Genomic DNA, 15,322 nt, shown 5'->3' on the forward strand with positions numbered 1-15,322 from the left:
TCGTCGCGGTCGGCCGGCTCAGAAACCGAGTCGCCCGAGCTGTTTGGGGTCGCGCTGCCATTCCTTGGCCACGCGCACGTGCAGGGACAGATACACCCGGCCGCCGACGAGGGGCTCGATGCCCTTGCGTGCGCGTGCGCCCACGTCGGCGAGGCGCGAGCCCTTGTGGCCGATGATGATCGCCTTCTGGCTGTCGCGCTCGACGACGATGTTCGCGTACACGTCGGTCAGATCACTGTCTTCACGCGCCGCCACGTCATCGACGGTGACCGCGATCGAGTGCGGCAGCTCGTCGCGGACGCCCGCGAGGGCCGCCTCGCGGATGATCTCGGCGATCCGGTCCTCGAGCGACTCGTCGGTCGCCACGTCGTCGGGGTACAGCGCGGGACCCTCGGGCATGAGCGCGAGGAGTTCATCGCTGAGCACGTCGAGCTGCTCGCGGGTGACCGCGGACAGCGGGATCACGGCCGCCCAGTCCTCGCGCAGCGCGTCGACCTCGATCAGGCGCTCCGTGATCTGCTCGCGCGCGGCCGCATCGGTCTTGGTGACCAGTGCGACCTTCTTCGCACGAGGATAGCCCGAGAGCGACTCCGCGATGCGGCGGTCACCGGGACCGACCTTCTCGTTGGCGGGCACGCAGAACGCGATCACATCGACGTCACCGAGCACTTGCTCGACCAGGTCGTTCAGTCGCTGCCCGAGCAGCGTGCGCGGACGATGGATGCCGGGAGTGTCGACGACGACGAGCTGACCGGCGGGCCGGTTGACGATGCCGCGGATCGCGCGGCGTGTCGTCTGCGGCTTGTCGCTCGTGATGGCGACCTTCTCGCCCACGAGAGCGTTCGTGAGCGTGGACTTCCCCACGTTCGGGCGGCCGACGAAGGTCACGAAGCCGGATCGGTTGTCGCTCATCTGTCGTTCCTCTCGCGGCCGGTGCCCGCGGGCGCCGACTCGTCGTCTTCGTCGTCGTTCGCGGCCCGCTCCACGATCACGGTCGCGATGCCGCGGTTGCGCCCGCGCGACGCTCCCCCGGTCATCACGAGGCCGGAGTGCTCTGCCGTGGCTCCGGGTTGCGGGATGCGACCCAGCGCCTTGCCCAGCAGGCCCCCGATGGAGTCGACGTCCTCGTCATCCAGTTCGAGACCGAACAGGTCGCCGACCTCGTCGAGGCCGAGACGCGCGCTCACGCGGAATCGGCCGTCGTCGAGCGGTACGACCTCCGTCGAGGGGGCGTCGTATTCGTCGGAGATGTCACCGACCAGTTCCTCGATCAGGTCTTCGAGCGTCACGAGCCCCGAGACGCCGCCGTACTCGTCGATCGCGAGGCACACGTGCACGGCATCCCTCTTCATCTGCTGAAGCAGGGTCTCGGCCTTCATCGACTCCGGCACGAAGACCGCGGGACGCGCGATTCGGCGGATCGGCGCGTCGCGCCACCCCTCCTCCTCGCGGAACCCGAACTGCACGAGGTCTTTCAGATACAGCATGCCGACGATGTCGTCGGCATCGTCGTCGGCGAGGGGCACGCGCGACACGCCCTTGTCGAGGAACAGCGCGAGGGCTTCGCGGGTCGTGGCTGCGGCATCCACGGTCACCATGTCGGTCCGGGGGACCATCACCTCGCGCACGTAGCGGTCGGTGAAGTCGAACACGGAGTGGATGAGCTCGCGGTCGTCCTGTTCGATGAGTTCGTTCTCGGCGGCCTCGTCGATGATGCTGAGGAGCTGCTCCTCGGACGCGAACGACGTCGACCGGGCGACGCCGGGGGTGATGCGGTCGCCTACCGCGACCAGTCCGTGGGCGAGCGGTCCGAGCAGGATGCGCATGCCGCTGATCACCGGAGCCCCGCCGCGGAGGAGGCCCGTCGCGTGCTGCCGGCCCACCGACCGGGGACTCGCCCCCACGAGGACGAACGAGATGCCGGTCATGAGGACCGCCGCGGCGATGAGCGCCAGCCAGATGTTGTCGAACAGCAGCATGAACGCCGCCGCCACCAGGACCGCGGCGCTGGTCTCGGCGAGCACGCGGATGAACGTCACGGCCGTGATGTGGGCGCTGGGGTCGTCGGCGATGCGCTGGAGCGAGCGGGCGTTGCGGCCGCTCGTGCCCAGCTCGGCCAGATCGGCGCGCGAGGTGACGCCCAGCGCCGCCTCGGACGCGGCCATGAAGCCGCCGAAGGCGACGAGGAGGAGCGCGAGGACGAGGAGGACGACCGCGGTCATGCGCGGCGGCGACGCTCGACGGCCTGGAAACCGGTGATGAGCTCGCGCTGCAGACCGAACATCTCGCGCTCCTCGTCGGGCTCGGCGTGGTCGAAGCCGAGGAGGTGGAGGAGGCCATGCGTGGTGAGCAGGATCAGCTCGTCCTGCGTCGAGTGCTTCGCGGCGACGGCCTGCGTCTCGGCGACGGCCGGGCACAGCACGATGTCACCCAGCAGGCCCGCCGGGGTGGGCGAGTCCTCGGTCCCGGGGCGCAGCTCGTCCATCGGGAAGCTCAGGACGTCGGTCGGACCGGGCTCGTCCATCCACTGCACGTGGAGGGACTCCATGGCACCCTCGTCGACGAGCACGATGGCGACGTCGGCATCCGCGCTCACGTGCAACTCGGCGAGGTTGTACTCCATCAGTCGCAGGAGGACCTGCTCGTCGACCTCGTGGCCGGATTCGTTGTTGATTTCGATCGTCATGAGCGGTTTCGTCTCGGGAGGTGATCGCGCGGACCCGCAGGACGGGCCGCGCCGCGGCGTTCGGCACGGTTCGAGAGTTCGGAGGCCTCGTCGCGTTCGCGGCGGGCCACGAGACGCTTCTCGTCGTACTCGCTGTACGCATCGACGATACGGCCCACCAGGGTGTGCCGCACGACATCGTCGCTCGTGAGATACGAGAAGTGGATGTCATCGATGTCGCCGAGGACGCGAGTGACCAGGCGAAGCCCCGACGCGCCCTGCGGCAGGTCGATCTGCGTGATGTCGCCGGTGACCACCATGCGCGTGCCGAAGCCGAGACGCGTGAGGAACATCTTCATCTGCTCGGGCGTGGTGTTCTGCGCCTCGTCGAGCACGACGAACGAGTCGTTCAGGGTGCGCCCGCGCATGTAGGCCAGCGGGGCGACCTCGATCGTGCCCGTCGCCATGAGCTTCGGGACGATGTCGGGGTCCATCATCTCGTTGAGCGCGTCGTAGAGGGGGCGCAGGTACGGGTCGATCTTGTCGGTCAGGCTGCCGGGGAGGAATCCCAACCGCTCCCCCGCTTCGACGGCCGGACGCGTGAGGATGATGCGGCTGACCTCTTTGCGCTGCAGTGCCTGCACGGCCTTGGCCATCGCGAGGTACGTCTTTCCGGTACCGGCCGGACCGATGCCGAACACGATCGTGTTCTCCTCGATCGCATCGACATAGGCCTTTTGCCCGAGGGTCTTGGGCCGGATGACCTTGCCGCGGGACGACAGGATCGCTTCGCCGAGCACCTCGGACGGACGAGGGCCGCCGTCCGAACGCAGGATGCGGTTCGAGCTCGACACATCGGCCGGATCGAGACCCTGCCCGTTGCGCGTCATCGTGAGCAGTTCCTCGACGAGGCCTTTCGCCGCGGCCACGGCGGACGCGCCGCCGGAGAGAGTGATCTCGTTGCCGCGCACGTGGACGTCGACGTCGGGGTGCTCCTTCTCGACCACGCGCAGCAGGCGGTCTTGGGGGCCCAGAAGCTGGACCATGGCCACGCCGTCGGCGTACAGACGCTCGACGACGGGTTCTTCGGGGGAATCAGCCACCCGTGCTCTTTTCGTTCAGTCCGCCCGCGAGAACGTGGGCGTGTACATGGAAGACGGTCTGACCGGCACCGGCGCCGGTGTTGAAGACGAGGCGGAAATCGCCGTCCGCGTGCTCGGCGGCGACGGAGTTGGCCAGGCCCACGATCTCGGTGAGGAGATCGGGGTCTCCCGCGGCAAGCTCGACGACGTTGCGGTACTGCTCGGTCTTGGGGATCACGAGCAGATGCACCGGCGCCTGCGGCGCGATGTCGCGGATCGCGAAGGCGTTCTCGGTCTCGGCGACGATCTCGGCGGGGATCTCGCCTTGGAGGATGCGCGTGAAGATCGACGGCTCGGTCATGGCATCCAGTCTATCGACGGGGTCAGACAGGGGGTCGGGCGCGCGTCCTGCGATCTGCGGTCAGGCGCTGCCGAAAGGCCGGTCGGGAGGGGCTACCAACGCCCCGTCGCGGCGGAGAGCACCGAGATCGCCGCAGCTCCCGCGGTCGAGGTGCGCAGGACCGTGTCGCCGAGGCGGACGAGGCGCGCCCCGGCATCGTGCAGTGCCTCGAGCTCGTCCGGCGCGATCCCGCCCTCGGGGCCGACGACGAGGACGACGTCGCGATCATCGGACGGGTCGGATGCCACAGCCGCGAGGCGCTCCTCGGCGGAGGGCTCGAGCACCAGCACGCGCGCCCCGTTCGCGCGAGACACGAGATCGGCGAGGCGTGCCACCCCCTCGACCTCGGGGATCCATGCGCGATGGGCCTGCTTCGCGGCCTCGCGCACGATCGTGCGCCAGCGGGTGAGGCCCTTCTCGGCCTTGGCATCCCACCGCGAGACACTGCGCGCGGCCTGCCACGGGACGATCGCATCGACCCCCAGCTCGGTCGCCGCCTGCACCGCGAGCTCGTCGCGGTCCCCCTTCGCGAGGGCCTGCACCAGGACGATCCGCGGCGAGGGGCCGGGAAGCTCGGCGCGGGCGGTGATCCGCACGTCGACCTGCTTCGGGGCGGCGGCCGTCACGAGGCCCTCGAGCCAGACTCCGTGACCGTCGCCGAGGGTGACGGCCTCGTCGACGCGGACACGGCGAACCGCAGCCGCGTGATGCGCCTCCGGACCGGTCAGCACCACGACGTCGCCGACGCCGGCGGCCGACGCGTCGTCGGTCACGAAATGCAGCGCCACGATCAGTGCCGGAAGCGGTCGCGGAACTTCGAGAACATCCCCTGCTGGTGTTCGGCCAGCCGGGGCGCAGGGGCCTTCGTGCGCTTGGCGAATTCCTCGATGAGCGCGCGTTCCTTGTGATCGAGTCGCGTCGGGGTTACCACGTGCACGCCCACCTTGAGATCACCGCGCTGACTGCCCCGCAGCGGCGTGATGCCGCGGCCCTTGATCGTCAGCACGTCACCGGACTGCACGCCCGGCCGCACCTCGAGGTCGACGCTGCCGTCGAGCGACTCGATCGTCGTGGTCGCGCCGAGGATGGCATCCGGCATCGACACCTCGAGGGTCGCGACGAGGTCGTCGCCCTCGCGGCTGAACGAGTCGTGCGATTCGACGGTGATCTCGAGGTACAGGTCGCCGTTGGGGCCGCCCGCGGGGCCGACCTCGCCCGACCCGGGGAGCTGGAGGCGCAGACCCGTCTCGACGCCCGCGGGGATGTCGACCGACACGGTACGGCGGGCACGGACACGACCCTGGCCCTGGCACGTTCCGCACGGGTACGGGATCGTCGTTCCGTACCCCTGGCACACGCTGCAGGGCTGGCTGGTCACGACGTTGCCGAGGAGGCTGCGGACCGTGCGCTGCACGTGACCGGAGCCGTGACAGATGTCGCAGGTGACTTCGCTCGTGCCCGGCTGCGTGCACGCGCCCTGACACGTCTCGCAGAGGACGGCCGTGTCGACCTCGAGGTCGCGGTGCACGCCGAACACGACGTCGCCGAGCTGCAGCGAGACGCGCACGAGCGCGTCCTGCCCGCGCTCCCGACGCGACCGGGGTCGGGGGCCGCGGCCACCGCCGCCCTGCGCTCCGCCGAAGAACGTCTCGAAGATGTCGCTGAAGCCCCCGAAGCCCGCCGCTCCCCCACCGCCGAATGGGCTCTGGTCGCCGCCCATGTCGTAGCGGCGCCGCTGCTCGGGGTCGCTCAGCACGTCGTAGGCGTGGGTGACGAGCTTGAAGCGCTCGGACGCGTCCGCGCCCGGGTTGACGTCGGGGTGGAGCTCGCGCGCCAGACGCCGGTACGCGCGCTTGATGTCGTCGGGGCTGGCGTCGCGCGCGACGCCGAGGACCTCGTAGTGGTCAGCCACAATCGCCTTCCTGCCCGCTCACGCGGGGTCGATCAGATTCGGTGCGGGTCTCGTCAACGAGCGTTGTCGTCGTCTTCGAGCATCCGGGTCAGATAGTGCGCGACGGCGCGGACCGCCGCGAGGTTGGAGGAGTAGTCCATACGCGTCGGACCCAGAAGGCCCACCCGCGCACCGCCGGCGGTACCGTCGTACCGGCTGGCGAGAACGGATGCCTCGACGAGACCGAACGGTTCGTTCTCGCGGCCGATGCTGGCCGACAGGCCCTGCTCGTCGGCGACCATCTCGCTCATGAGCCGCAGCAGGGTCACCTGCTCCTCGATCGCCTCGAGGAGCGGATAGATGCTGCCGCGGAAGTCGGACTCGCGTTTGGCGAGGGTCGCCGCGCCCGCCATGACGAGGCGGTCCTGGCGGAACTCGTCGAGCTCTTCGCCCACCACCCGGAGGACGGCGTCGGAGATGAGGTCGACGGCGATGCCGGGCCGGGGGCCGTCGACGGTGGCGGCGGCTACCGCCTGCGCGCAGTCCGCGACGCTCCGGCCGACCAAGAGGGCGCCCACGCGGGCGCGCAGCTGCACGATGTCGCCCTCCGTCGGCTCGACGGGCACGAGCGCGATGCGTTGCGAGACACGCCCCGTGTCGGTCACGAGGATGACGAGCACGCGAGGGCCGCCGAGGGCCACGAGTTCCACGTGGGAGAGGTTCGCCCGGGCGAACGAGGGGTACTGCACGATCGCGACCTGACCGGTCAGCTGCGTGAGCGCCCGGACCGTGCGCGCCAGGAGATCGTCGAGGTCACCGGCCTCGTCGAGGAACGAAGTGATCGCGCTGCGCTGGGCCGTCGACAACGGCCTCAACTCGGCCAGGTGGTCGACGAAGACGCGGTACCCCTTGTCGGTCGGCACCCGCCCGGAGGAGGTGTGCGGCGCGATGATCAGGTCTTCGTCTTCGAGCTGTGCCATGTCGTTGCGGATCGTCGCCGCGGAGACCCCGAAGGCGTGCCTCTCGACGATAGCCTTGCTGCCGACGGGTTCGCGCGTGTCGACGTAGTCCTGGACGATGGCGCGGAGCACCTGCAAGCCGCGTTCGGACACCATGGCGGGCTCCCTCCTTCTGGCACTCCGGACTCCTGAGTGCCAATTCTAGAACACCCGCCCGGCGGTGAGTCGGAAGCGCGCTCAGGCGGTGAGGGCCCGGACGACGGCGTCGGCGAGCAGCCGACCCCGGCGGGTCAGCACGATGCGCCCGCGGACGGCATCCGCTCCGTCGACGAGGCCATCGGCGATGAGGGATGCCACGGCCTTCCGGCCCTCGCCGAGCAGTTCGGATACCGGCAGACCGTCGCGGATGCGGCTGCGGAGCAGGACGGACTCGAGGCGTCGCGCGGTGTCATCCGGACGTTCCCGGGCCGCCGCGGGCGACTCGGCCGCCGCCAGACGCTGCGCGTAGGCCGCGGGATGTTTGACGTTCCACCAGCGGAGGCCCGCGACATGGCTGTGCGCGCCGGGTCCGAAACCCCACCAATCGGTGCCGCGCCAGTAGGCGAGGTTGTGGCGCGAGCGGTGCGCGCCGTCGGTCGCCCAGTTGGACACCTCGTACCAGTCGTACCCGGCGCCGGCGAGCAGATCGTCGGCCAACTCGTACATGTCGGCCTGAAGGTCGTCGGAGGGCTCGGCGACGACCCCGGAGCGGATCTGTCGCGCGAGCTTCGTGCCGTCCTCCACGATCAGCGCGTACGCGGAGATGTGGTCCGGGCGCAGAGCGATCGCCGTCTCGAGCGACGCGCGCCAGTCGTCGAGCGACTCCCCCGGTGCCCCGTAGATCAGGTCGAGCGAGACGTCGAGTCCGGCGGTTCGCGCCGACGCCACCGCCGTGGCGACGTTGCGAGGATCGTGCGTGCGGTCGAGCACGGCGAGCACGTGCGGCTGGGCGGACTGCATCCCGATCGACAGGCGGGTCACACCGGCCTCGGCGAGCGTCGCCGCGACGCGGTCGTCCACGGTGTCGGGATTGGCTTCGACCGTCACCTCTGCGCCGTCTCGGATGCCGAACTCGTCGCGCACCGCGTCGAGCATCCGCGCGAGGTCGCCCGGCGGCAGCAAGGTCGGGGTGCCGCCCCCGAAGAAGACGGTGGATGCCGCCCGCCGGGCGCCCGCGGCATCCATGACCGTCCCGGCCAGGCGCACTTCGGCCGCGAGCGTGTCGGCGAAGTCTTCCTGCCGCGCACCGCGCAATTCGCTCGAGGTGTACGTGTTGAAGTCGCAGTAGCCGCAGCGGACCCGGCAGAACGGGACGTGCAGGTAGACGCCGAAATCGGCCGTCGGGTCGATCGGCAGGTCTTCGGGCAGGCGCCCGTCGACGGGCGCCGCATCGCCGAGCGGCAGTGGTCCGCCCATCAGGATGTGTAGAGCGGCGAGATCGCCCGGAGGTAGCGCTGGAAGAGCGCACGGCGGCGCCGGTTCACGAGTCCGATGAACACCCGGTACGACGGGGCGGTGGGTCTGTCGAACGCCCGGACCACGAACCACACCTCGTCGTTGTCGCGCCATTCGACGGCGAACAGTTCCTCGCCGCTGACGATCGAATGACCGACCGTGCCGAGGATGAAGCCGACGCGGCGAGGTTCTTCGAACACCGAGATCACGCGCAGATGCGCGTCGGCGCGGTGACCGTCGACCTTGCCGTGCAGACGCACACTCGACCCGGGGCTGACGAACGGCGTGCCGTCGGCGGCGAATCGCTGCTCCGAGGCGACGCGGCTCGGAGCAATCGGGGCACCCTCGGCGTCGAAGCCGACACCGGAGTATCCCCCGTCGGTCGCCGGACGCACGTCGCTGATGCTCAGCTCCTCCGAGCGCAACGGTGCCCACGACAGCAGCAGTTCGCCGGCGGCGGTGAACCGCTCCTCGCCGCTGCCGATTCGCCAGGAGTCCTCGGCGGGAACCGAATGTTCGGGCGGGTACTGCATGAGGTCGTGCGCCTGAGTGGCGCCGACGGCCGCGTAGTCGACGGTGTTGTCGGTGAAGTTCTGCCGGCGCATAGTTTTCAGTCTCCTCTGCGCGGATGGGAGGACGGTGGGCGTCGTTACTTCTTGGTCTCGACGTCGCCGGAAAGGGCGGCGATGAACGCCTCCTGCGGCACCTCGACCCGGCCCACCATCTTCATGCGCTTCTTGCCCTCTTTCTGCTTCTCGAGCAGCTTGCGCTTGCGGGTGATGTCACCGCCGTAGCACTTGGCGAGGACGTCCTTGCGGATCGCGCGGATGTTCTCGCGCGCGATGATCCGCGCGCCGATCGCGGCCTGGATGGGTACCTCGAACTGCTGGCGCGGGATGAGCTTGCGCAGGCGCTCGGTCATCATCGTGCCGTAGCTGTACGCCTTTTCGCGGTGGACGATCGAGCTGAAGGCATCCACCTTCTCGCCCTGCAGCAGGATATCGACCTTCACCAGATCGGCGGTCTGCTGGCCGGCGGGCTCGTAGTCGAGGCTCGCGTAGCCCTGAGTACGGCTCTTGAGGTGGTCGAAGAAGTCGAAGACGATCTCGCCGAGGGGCATGTTGTAGCGCAGCTCGACGCGGTCTTCACTGAGGTAGTCCATGCCGAGGAGCGTTCCGCGGCGCGACTGGCACAGCTCCATGACCGTGCCGACGTAGTCCTTCGGCAGCAGGATGCCGACCTTGACGATCGGCTCGGACACCTCTGCGACGCGCCCGTCGGGGTACTCGCTCGGGTTGGTGACCGACACGGTCTCACCGGTGTCGGTGGTGACCTCGTAGGTCACCGACGGGGCGGTGGTGATGAGGTCGAGGCCGAACTCGCGCGAGAGGCGCTCGGTGATGATCTCGAGGTGCAGCAGCCCCAGGAAGCCGGCGCGGAAGCCGAAGCCCAGGGCGACCGAGGTCTCGGGCTCGTACTGCAGTGAGGCATCCGAGAGCTTGAGCTTGTCGAGGGCCTCGCGCAGCTCGGCGTAGTCGCTGCCGTCGATCGGGTAGATGCCCGAGAAGACCATGGGCTTCGGGTCGGTGTACCCGGCAAGGGCTTCGGTGGCGGGCTTGCGGTGGTTGGTGATCGTGTCGCCGACCTTGGACTGCCGGACGTCCTTAACGCCGGTGATGAGGTAACCGACCTCGCCGACGCCGAGACCTTTCGTCGGCACCGGCTCGGGGCTTGAGACGCCGATCTCGAGCAGTTCGTGCGTCGCGGTGGTCGACATCATCTGAATCCGCTCGCGCGGCGACAGCGCGCCGTCGACCATGCGGACGTACGTCACGACACCGCGGTACGCGTCGTAGACGGAGTCGAAGATCATGGCGCGGGCGGGAGCGTCGGCCTTGCCCACCGGGGCCGGGATCTTCTCGACGATGAGGTCGAGCAGGTCTTCGACGCCCATACCCGTCTTGCCGCTCACGCGGAGGACGTCTTCCGGCTTGCCGCCGATGAGACCCGCGAGTTCGGCCGCGTACTTGTCGGGGTCGGCCGCCGGAAGGTCGATCTTGTTCAGCACCGGGATGATCGTCAGATCGTTCTCGAGCGCGAGGTAGAGGTTCGCGAGCGTTTGCGCCTCAATGCCCTGCGCGGCGTCGACGAGGAGGATCGCGCCCTCGCAGGCGGCGAGCGATCGGCTGACCTCGTACGTGAAGTCGACGTGACCGGGCGTGTCGATCATGTTGAGCGCGAACGTCTCGCCCCCGACGGCCCACGGCATCCGCACAGCCTGTGACTTGATCGTGATGCCGCGCTCGCGCTCGATGTCCATGCGGTCGAGGTACTGCGCACGCATGTCGCGGTCGGCGACGACGCCGGTGATCTGCAGCATGCGGTCGGCCAACGTCGACTTGCCGTGGTCGATGTGGGCGATGATGCAGAAGTTGCGGATCTGCGCCGGCGGCGTGGCGGACGGCTCGAGGGGCTTCAGGGCGCGCGGTGACATGTTCCGTCGATTCTACGGGCGGCGGCCGACATCGCCGTCCCGGGTGGGTGCACAGGCGGCGTTCGTAGGGTGGATGCCATGACGGTCCAGGTCGTGTTGGTGCACGGCATCCGCACGTCCGCGACGATGTGGCGCGCCCAGGTCGAGCATCTGCGGCAGCGCGGGAACCCCGTCACGGCGGTGGATCTGCCGGGGCACGGGACGCGCCGTGGCGAGACGTTCACCCTCAATGAGGCGTTCGCGACCATCGATCGGGCGGTTCGGGATGCCGCGACCCGCGGTCCCGTGCTGCTCGTCGGGCACTCCATGGGCGGCCTCCTGTCGATCGAGTACGTCGGCCGCGAGGATCCGCCGCCGGTCGCGGCGTTCGTCGCGGCATCCTGCACGTCGATCCCCCGGGGTGCGGGACTCGCCGCGTACCGCTTCTTCGCGCGGCGGCTGAATGCCTTTCCCGACCGCGGCATGCGCGTGACGAACTACGTGCTCGAGCGCACGCTGCCGCCCGAGACCCGCGAAGACTTCGGCGCGGGCGGGTACGCCTTCGACGCGCAGGACACGGCGTTGCGCAGCCTGTCGGTGCTCGACCTGCTCGCGGCGCTCCGGCGCATCGCCGTGCCGATGTGGTTCGTCAACGGGCAGTGGGATCAGCTGCGGGTGAACGAGAAGCTGTTCACCTCGGTCGCGCGCGACGCCGAGCTCATCGTCGTGCCGCGGACGACGCATCTCGTGACGGCGATGCGGCCGCGCGTGTTCAACGCGGTGCTGGACGTGGCGCTCACCACGGTGGAAGCCTCGACCTGATAGACTCGGTCCTTGGCTTGCGTGTGGGGTTTTTCCCGACCTCCACGACCGCCGGTGCAGCGCCCCTCTACCGCTCGCCCGGCATTTCCATACTCACTCAAACGAAAGACCGTCGAACGTGGCGAACATCAAGTCGCAGATCAAGCGCAACAAGACCAACGAGAAGGCGCGCGAGCGCAACAAGGCCGTCAAGAGCGAGCTGAAGACGCACGTGCGTCGCACTCGCGAGGCCGTCCTCGCCGGTGACAAGGAAGCCGCCGAGAAGGCCCTCGTCGTCGCCGGTAAGAAGCTCGACAAGGCCGTGAGCAAGGGTGTCATCCACCAGAACCAGGCCGCGAACCGCAAGTCGGCCATCGCGAAGCAGGTCGCCGCTCTCTGAGCCGCATCCCTTCGACAGCCCGTCCCGCATCGCGGGGCGGGCTTCGTCGTTTCCGGGGGGCGCAGGATCGCGGCGCGGCGGCGCGGCGGCGCATTCCGCCGGCGGACGCGTTCCGGAGCGGAGGAGATTCCGCGGGCGGAGGATGCGTGCGAGGCTTTGGTCCTCCACGCCCCGAATCTCCTCCGCTCCAGGACTCTCGCGCGGAGACGAGGGAGGCGCAAGGCCGATCGCGGCGACGACGCCCGGGCAGCGTGTCCGAGGCGTTCGAGCGCCTCGGCCGGCGTCATGCGGCGGTCGCGAGGTCAGCGGCCGTAGGGCTGGCGGGTGGCGATGATGGTGATCATCCGCTCGAGCGCGAAGACGGCGTCGCGCGAGGCGCCCTTGACCTCGGCGTCCGCCCGGGCCGTGGCATGGATCGCCATGCCCAGGGTCGAGGCGCTCCAGCCGACGAGGTCGCGGCGGGCACGGTCGACCTGCCAGTCCTTCATGCCCAGCCGTTGAGCCAGCGCTGACGACGACTCGCGGTTGCCTGCCACGCGCGCCATCGTCCGCAGCTTCATTGCCACGGCGGCGACGAGCGGGACGGGGTCGGCACCGGATGCCAGGGCGTGACGCAGCGCGAGCAAGGCCTGGCCGTAGTGGCCCGCGATCGCCGTGTCGGCGACCGTGAAGGCGGACGTCTCGACGCGGCCGCCGTAGTAGCGCTCGACCGTGCGCTCGTCGATGTCGCCCGGGACGTCGGCGATGAGCTGCTGGCACGCGGCCGCGAGCTCGGTGAGGTCGTCGGCGAACGCCGAGACGAGGGACCGCAGCGCGACCGGGGCGATGCGCTTCTGTGCGGCCTTGAACTCGCCCACGGCGAAGTCGAAGCGGTCGGAGTCGCGCTTGACGGCGGGGCAGGCGATCTCGATGCCGTTCCCCTGGCCGGCGCGGATGGCATCCAGGAGCTTCTTTCCGCGGACGCTCGCGCCGGTGTGGCGGAGGACGACCGTCGCGCCCTCCTGCGGATGCTCGAGGTAGGCGAGGGCTTCGCTGAGGAAGGTGTCGGAGCACTTCTCGACACCACCGACGCGGACGAGGCGGGGCTCGCCGAACAGCGACGGTGACGTAACGCCGAGCAGGGTGCCCGCGGTGTAGTCGTCGGCGCGGACGTCGGTGACCTCGAGGCTCGGGTCTTCGCTCTTCAGGAACTCACGGATGCCGGCGGTCGCGCGCTCGGCGCAGACCTCTTCAGGCCCGGAGACCAGCACGATCGGCGCGGGCTGCGGGGTACGCCAGCCGATCTGCGGAATGGCCGACTTCGCCTTCGCGGGGGCGGAGCGTCGGGGTGCCGGGGTCACTCCCCCAGCCTACCGACCGGGTCGGACATGGATGCCGAGGATCGGTGGACGCGGTCAGCCGTTCGCCTCCGTGGAGGCGAGTGTCTTCGGTGCGGCGTAACGTGCCCGCATCTGCGGACCCGCGGCCGGTCCGGCGCGGAAGGCGAATCGCGGATCCGAAACGGACAGGCCGGTGTGGGGATCGATCGTCGCCGGCTCCACCTCCTCGCCCGTGGTGACGTCGACGAGGACCATGGCGCGGTCGGCGGGCGCCAGCTGCGCGTTCCGCCATGCCGCCATCGCGACGAGGATCGGCCGAAGCGATCGGCCGAAGTCGGTGAGCACGTACTCGTGCCGAACGGGGCGCTCCTGGTACACGCGCGTCGTAAGGATGCCGTTCTCGACGAGCAGCTTGAGCCGCTTGGTGAGCATGCTCGACGAGAGGCCGATGTTCGCCTCGAACTCATCGAAGCGGGTGTACCCGTCGAAGCAGTCGTGGAGGATCAGCATGGTCCACCACTCGCCCACGTACGACATCGCCGTCGACAGTGGGCACTCGCGGTCTTCGACCCGGATGCGTGCGGACATGAGGGGTTCCTCCGGTGACGCGGATGGGGTGCGGTAGCGACTGCTACTCTAGCAGCCATGGTGACTGTCAATTCAGAAGTAACTCGGTCGGACTCCGATCCCGGACCTGCTCTGCGACGGGCCGTCGTCAGCGGAGGCACGAGGGGCACCGGTGCGGCGGTGGTTCGTCGCCTGCAGGATGCCGGGATGCAGGTCACCGCGATCGGTCGCACGCCCGTCGTGATGGACGACGTCCGCTTCGTGTCCGCGGACGTGACCGACGCTCACGCGGTCCGCGAGGCGGCGCGCACGGTCCTCGAGGAGGGAACCCCCGACGTCCTCGTCCACGTCGCGGGCGGATCCCACTCCCCCTCGGGTGGGTTCGGTGCTCTCGGTGAGGCCGACTGGGCGCGAGAGATCGACCTGAACCTGCTCTCCGCGGTGCGTCTGGACCGTGAGCTCCTCCCCGCCATGGTCGCGTCCGGACGCGGAGCGGTGGTGCATGTGTCCTCGATCCAGGCACGGATGCCGCTGTGGGACGGGACTCTGGCCTACGCCGCGGCGAAGGCGGCGCTGCGCGCCTACAGCAAGGGCCTCGCGGGCCAGCTGGCACCCCTTGGGGTCCGGGTGAACACGGTCTCGCCGGGCGGCATCCAGACCGAGGGAGCCGATGCGCTCGTTCGGCGTCTCGCCGCGAAGTATGACGGCGACGAAGACGCCGCGTGGGACTCGCTGGTCTCCGCCCTCGGCGGCGTTCCCTCCGGGCGCTTCGCAACGCCGGATGAGATCGCAGCAGCGATCGCTTTCCTTGTCTCGGATGCCGCGGCCAACGTCATCGGTGCCGACATCGTCATCGACGGCGGCACCCTGCGAACCATCTGACCCCCGAATGATTCACGAAGAGGAATGACCATGACCGATTTCGCGCCGTACGATCCGAACGTCCTCCCCGCCCCGGTGCTCGCCTATCTCGATGCTCGCGACCAGCAGCGCCACTCGGAGGCCGCTGATGCTTTCACACCGGACGCGGTCGTCCTCGACGACGGCGGCACCTATCGAGGGATCGACGAGATCTCGCGGTGGATCGCGTCCTCGTCGACGGAGTTCACGTACACGAGCACCCGCCTCGGCCAGCGGGTGCTCGACGGCGACCGCGCGGACGTGCAGGTGCGGCTGGACGGTGACTTCCCCGGCGGCACCGTCGTGCTCCGATATCGCTTCGATCTGCGGGACGAACTCATCGCGCGTCTCGTGATCGAGATCTGAGGTCG

The 15,322-nt window shown here is 69.5% G+C and carries 17 protein-coding genes; 4 read left to right on the forward strand and 13 right to left on the reverse strand.

The genetic code is table 11. The features are described 5' to 3' along the window. Nucleotides 1–18: 18 nt before the first annotated feature. From era to lepA, 11 genes are all read right to left on the reverse strand, one after another. Entirely contained in the window at nucleotides 19–912 is an 894-nt protein-coding gene (era, locus tag ABC271_RS09125; RefSeq protein ID WP_412924567.1) for a GTPase Era, read from the reverse strand. After that, nucleotides 909–2,222, reverse strand: a complete 1,314-nt coding sequence (locus ABC271_RS09130; RefSeq protein WP_412924568.1) for a hemolysin family protein — start codon at nucleotides 2,220–2,222, stop codon at nucleotides 909–911. The genes era and ABC271_RS09130 overlap by 4 nt, the downstream gene beginning before the upstream one ends. After that, nucleotides 2,219–2,686, reverse strand: coding sequence for an rRNA maturation RNase YbeY (gene ybeY / locus ABC271_RS09135; protein WP_412924569.1), 468 nt, complete (start codon nucleotides 2,684–2,686; stop codon nucleotides 2,219–2,221). Before ybeY ends, ABC271_RS09130 begins: the two co-directional genes overlap by 4 nt. Beyond that, nucleotides 2,683–3,711, reverse strand: a complete 1,029-nt coding sequence (locus ABC271_RS09140; RefSeq protein ID WP_412926128.1) for a PhoH family protein — start codon at nucleotides 3,709–3,711, stop codon at nucleotides 2,683–2,685. Before ABC271_RS09140 ends, ybeY begins: the two co-directional genes overlap by 4 nt. 49 nt (nucleotides 3,712–3,760) lie before the next feature. Beyond that, entirely contained in the window at nucleotides 3,761–4,108 is a 348-nt protein-coding gene (locus ABC271_RS09145) for an HIT domain-containing protein (protein ID WP_077051528.1), read from the reverse strand. Nucleotides 4,109–4,200: 92 nt separating this feature from the next. Then, nucleotides 4,201–4,935 carry a 16S rRNA (uracil(1498)-N(3))-methyltransferase gene (locus ABC271_RS09150; RefSeq protein ID WP_412924570.1) on the reverse strand — a complete coding sequence of 245 codons (735 nt, stop codon included), beginning with the start codon at nucleotides 4,933–4,935 and terminating at the stop codon, nucleotides 4,201–4,203. A gap of 2 nt (nucleotides 4,936–4,937) precedes the next feature. Beyond that, complete coding sequence (gene dnaJ / locus ABC271_RS09155) at nucleotides 4,938–6,059, reverse strand: molecular chaperone DnaJ (RefSeq protein ID WP_412924571.1); 1,122 nt, start codon at nucleotides 6,057–6,059, stop codon at nucleotides 4,938–4,940. A 53-nt stretch (nucleotides 6,060–6,112) separates the two neighbouring features. Beyond that, complete coding sequence (hrcA, locus tag ABC271_RS09160) at nucleotides 6,113–7,153, reverse strand: heat-inducible transcriptional repressor HrcA (RefSeq protein ID WP_412924572.1); 1,041 nt, start codon at nucleotides 7,151–7,153, stop codon at nucleotides 6,113–6,115. Nucleotides 7,154–7,234: 81 nt separating this feature from the next. Next, nucleotides 7,235–8,452: a radical SAM family heme chaperone HemW gene (gene hemW, locus ABC271_RS09165; RefSeq protein WP_412924573.1), complete on the reverse strand. Its 1,218-nt coding sequence runs from the start codon at nucleotides 8,450–8,452 to the stop codon at nucleotides 7,235–7,237. Beyond that, nucleotides 8,452–9,096 carry a DUF1990 domain-containing protein gene (locus ABC271_RS09170; protein WP_412924574.1) on the reverse strand — a complete coding sequence of 215 codons (645 nt, stop codon included), beginning with the start codon at nucleotides 9,094–9,096 and terminating at the stop codon, nucleotides 8,452–8,454. Before ABC271_RS09170 ends, hemW begins: the two co-directional genes overlap by 1 nt. A gap of 44 nt (nucleotides 9,097–9,140) precedes the next feature. Next, nucleotides 9,141–10,985, reverse strand: coding sequence for a translation elongation factor 4 (gene lepA / locus ABC271_RS09175; RefSeq protein WP_412924575.1), 1,845 nt, complete (start codon nucleotides 10,983–10,985; stop codon nucleotides 9,141–9,143). A 78-nt stretch (nucleotides 10,986–11,063) separates the two neighbouring features. On the opposite strand from lepA, the gene ABC271_RS09180 reads away from it, so the two are divergent. Both ABC271_RS09180 and rpsT read left to right on the forward strand, forming a co-directional pair. After that, nucleotides 11,064–11,786, forward strand: coding sequence for an alpha/beta fold hydrolase (locus tag ABC271_RS09180; protein WP_412924577.1), 723 nt, complete (start codon nucleotides 11,064–11,066; stop codon nucleotides 11,784–11,786). A 118-nt stretch (nucleotides 11,787–11,904) separates the two neighbouring features. After that, nucleotides 11,905–12,165 carry a 30S ribosomal protein S20 gene (gene rpsT / locus ABC271_RS09185; RefSeq protein WP_412924578.1) on the forward strand — a complete coding sequence of 87 codons (261 nt, stop codon included), beginning with the start codon at nucleotides 11,905–11,907 and terminating at the stop codon, nucleotides 12,163–12,165. A gap of 302 nt (nucleotides 12,166–12,467) precedes the next feature. On the opposite strand, the gene holA is transcribed toward rpsT, so the two are convergent. Beyond that, the gene (gene holA / locus ABC271_RS09190) at nucleotides 12,468–13,505 is read right to left on the reverse strand and encodes a DNA polymerase III subunit delta (protein ID WP_412924579.1); all 1,038 of its coding nucleotides are present in this window, start codon (nucleotides 13,503–13,505) and stop codon (nucleotides 12,468–12,470) included. A gap of 54 nt (nucleotides 13,506–13,559) precedes the next feature. Then, nucleotides 13,560–14,072: a winged helix-turn-helix transcriptional regulator gene (locus tag ABC271_RS09195; protein WP_412924580.1), complete on the reverse strand. Its 513-nt coding sequence runs from the start codon at nucleotides 14,070–14,072 to the stop codon at nucleotides 13,560–13,562. A 57-nt stretch (nucleotides 14,073–14,129) separates the two neighbouring features. Between ABC271_RS09195 and ABC271_RS09200 the strand changes: the two genes are divergently transcribed. Both ABC271_RS09200 and ABC271_RS09205 read left to right on the forward strand, forming a co-directional pair. Then, nucleotides 14,130–14,933 (forward strand): oxidoreductase, encoded by an 804-nt coding sequence (locus ABC271_RS09200; protein ID WP_412924581.1) that lies wholly within the window; start codon nucleotides 14,130–14,132, stop codon nucleotides 14,931–14,933. 30 nt (nucleotides 14,934–14,963) lie between these two features. Next, nucleotides 14,964–15,317: a nuclear transport factor 2 family protein gene (locus ABC271_RS09205; protein ID WP_412924582.1), complete on the forward strand. Its 354-nt coding sequence runs from the start codon at nucleotides 14,964–14,966 to the stop codon at nucleotides 15,315–15,317. Nucleotides 15,318–15,322 lie beyond the last annotated feature (5 nt).

This window comes from Microbacterium canaveralium (assembly GCF_047238045.1).
Lineage (GTDB): Bacteria > Actinomycetota > Actinomycetes > Actinomycetales > Microbacteriaceae > Microbacterium.

Bases quoted from the DNA above. Each gene is read 5' to 3' on its own strand.
- era (WP_412924567.1), bottom strand. From the start codon at position 912: ATGAGCGACAACCGATCCGGCTTCGTGACCTTCGTCGGCCGCCCGAAC.
- ABC271_RS09130 (WP_412924568.1), bottom strand. From the start codon at position 2,222: ATGACCGCGGTCGTCCTCCTCGTCCTCGCGCTCCTCCTCGTCGCCTTC.
- ybeY (WP_412924569.1), bottom strand. From the start codon at position 2,686: ATGACGATCGAAATCAACAACGAATCCGGCCACGAGGTCGACGAGCAG.
- ABC271_RS09140 (WP_412926128.1), bottom strand. From the start codon at position 3,711: ATGGTCCAGCTTCTGGGCCCCCAAGACCGCCTGCTGCGCGTGGTCGAG.
- ABC271_RS09145 (WP_077051528.1), bottom strand. From the start codon at position 4,108: ATGACCGAGCCGTCGATCTTCACGCGCATCCTCCAAGGCGAGATCCCC.
- hrcA (WP_412924572.1), bottom strand. From the start codon at position 7,153: ATGGTGTCCGAACGCGGCTTGCAGGTGCTCCGCGCCATCGTCCAGGAC.
- hemW (WP_412924573.1), bottom strand. From the start codon at position 8,452: ATGGGCGGACCACTGCCGCTCGGCGATGCGGCGCCCGTCGACGGGCGC.
- ABC271_RS09170 (WP_412924574.1), bottom strand. From the start codon at position 9,096: ATGCGCCGGCAGAACTTCACCGACAACACCGTCGACTACGCGGCCGTC.
- lepA (WP_412924575.1), bottom strand. From the start codon at position 10,985: ATGTCACCGCGCGCCCTGAAGCCCCTCGAGCCGTCCGCCACGCCGCCG.
- ABC271_RS09180 (WP_412924577.1), top strand. From the start codon at position 11,064: ATGACGGTCCAGGTCGTGTTGGTGCACGGCATCCGCACGTCCGCGACG.
- ABC271_RS09195 (WP_412924580.1), bottom strand. From the start codon at position 14,072: ATGTCCGCACGCATCCGGGTCGAAGACCGCGAGTGCCCACTGTCGACG.
- ABC271_RS09200 (WP_412924581.1), top strand. From the start codon at position 14,130: ATGGTGACTGTCAATTCAGAAGTAACTCGGTCGGACTCCGATCCCGGA.
- ABC271_RS09205 (WP_412924582.1), top strand. From the start codon at position 14,964: ATGACCGATTTCGCGCCGTACGATCCGAACGTCCTCCCCGCCCCGGTG.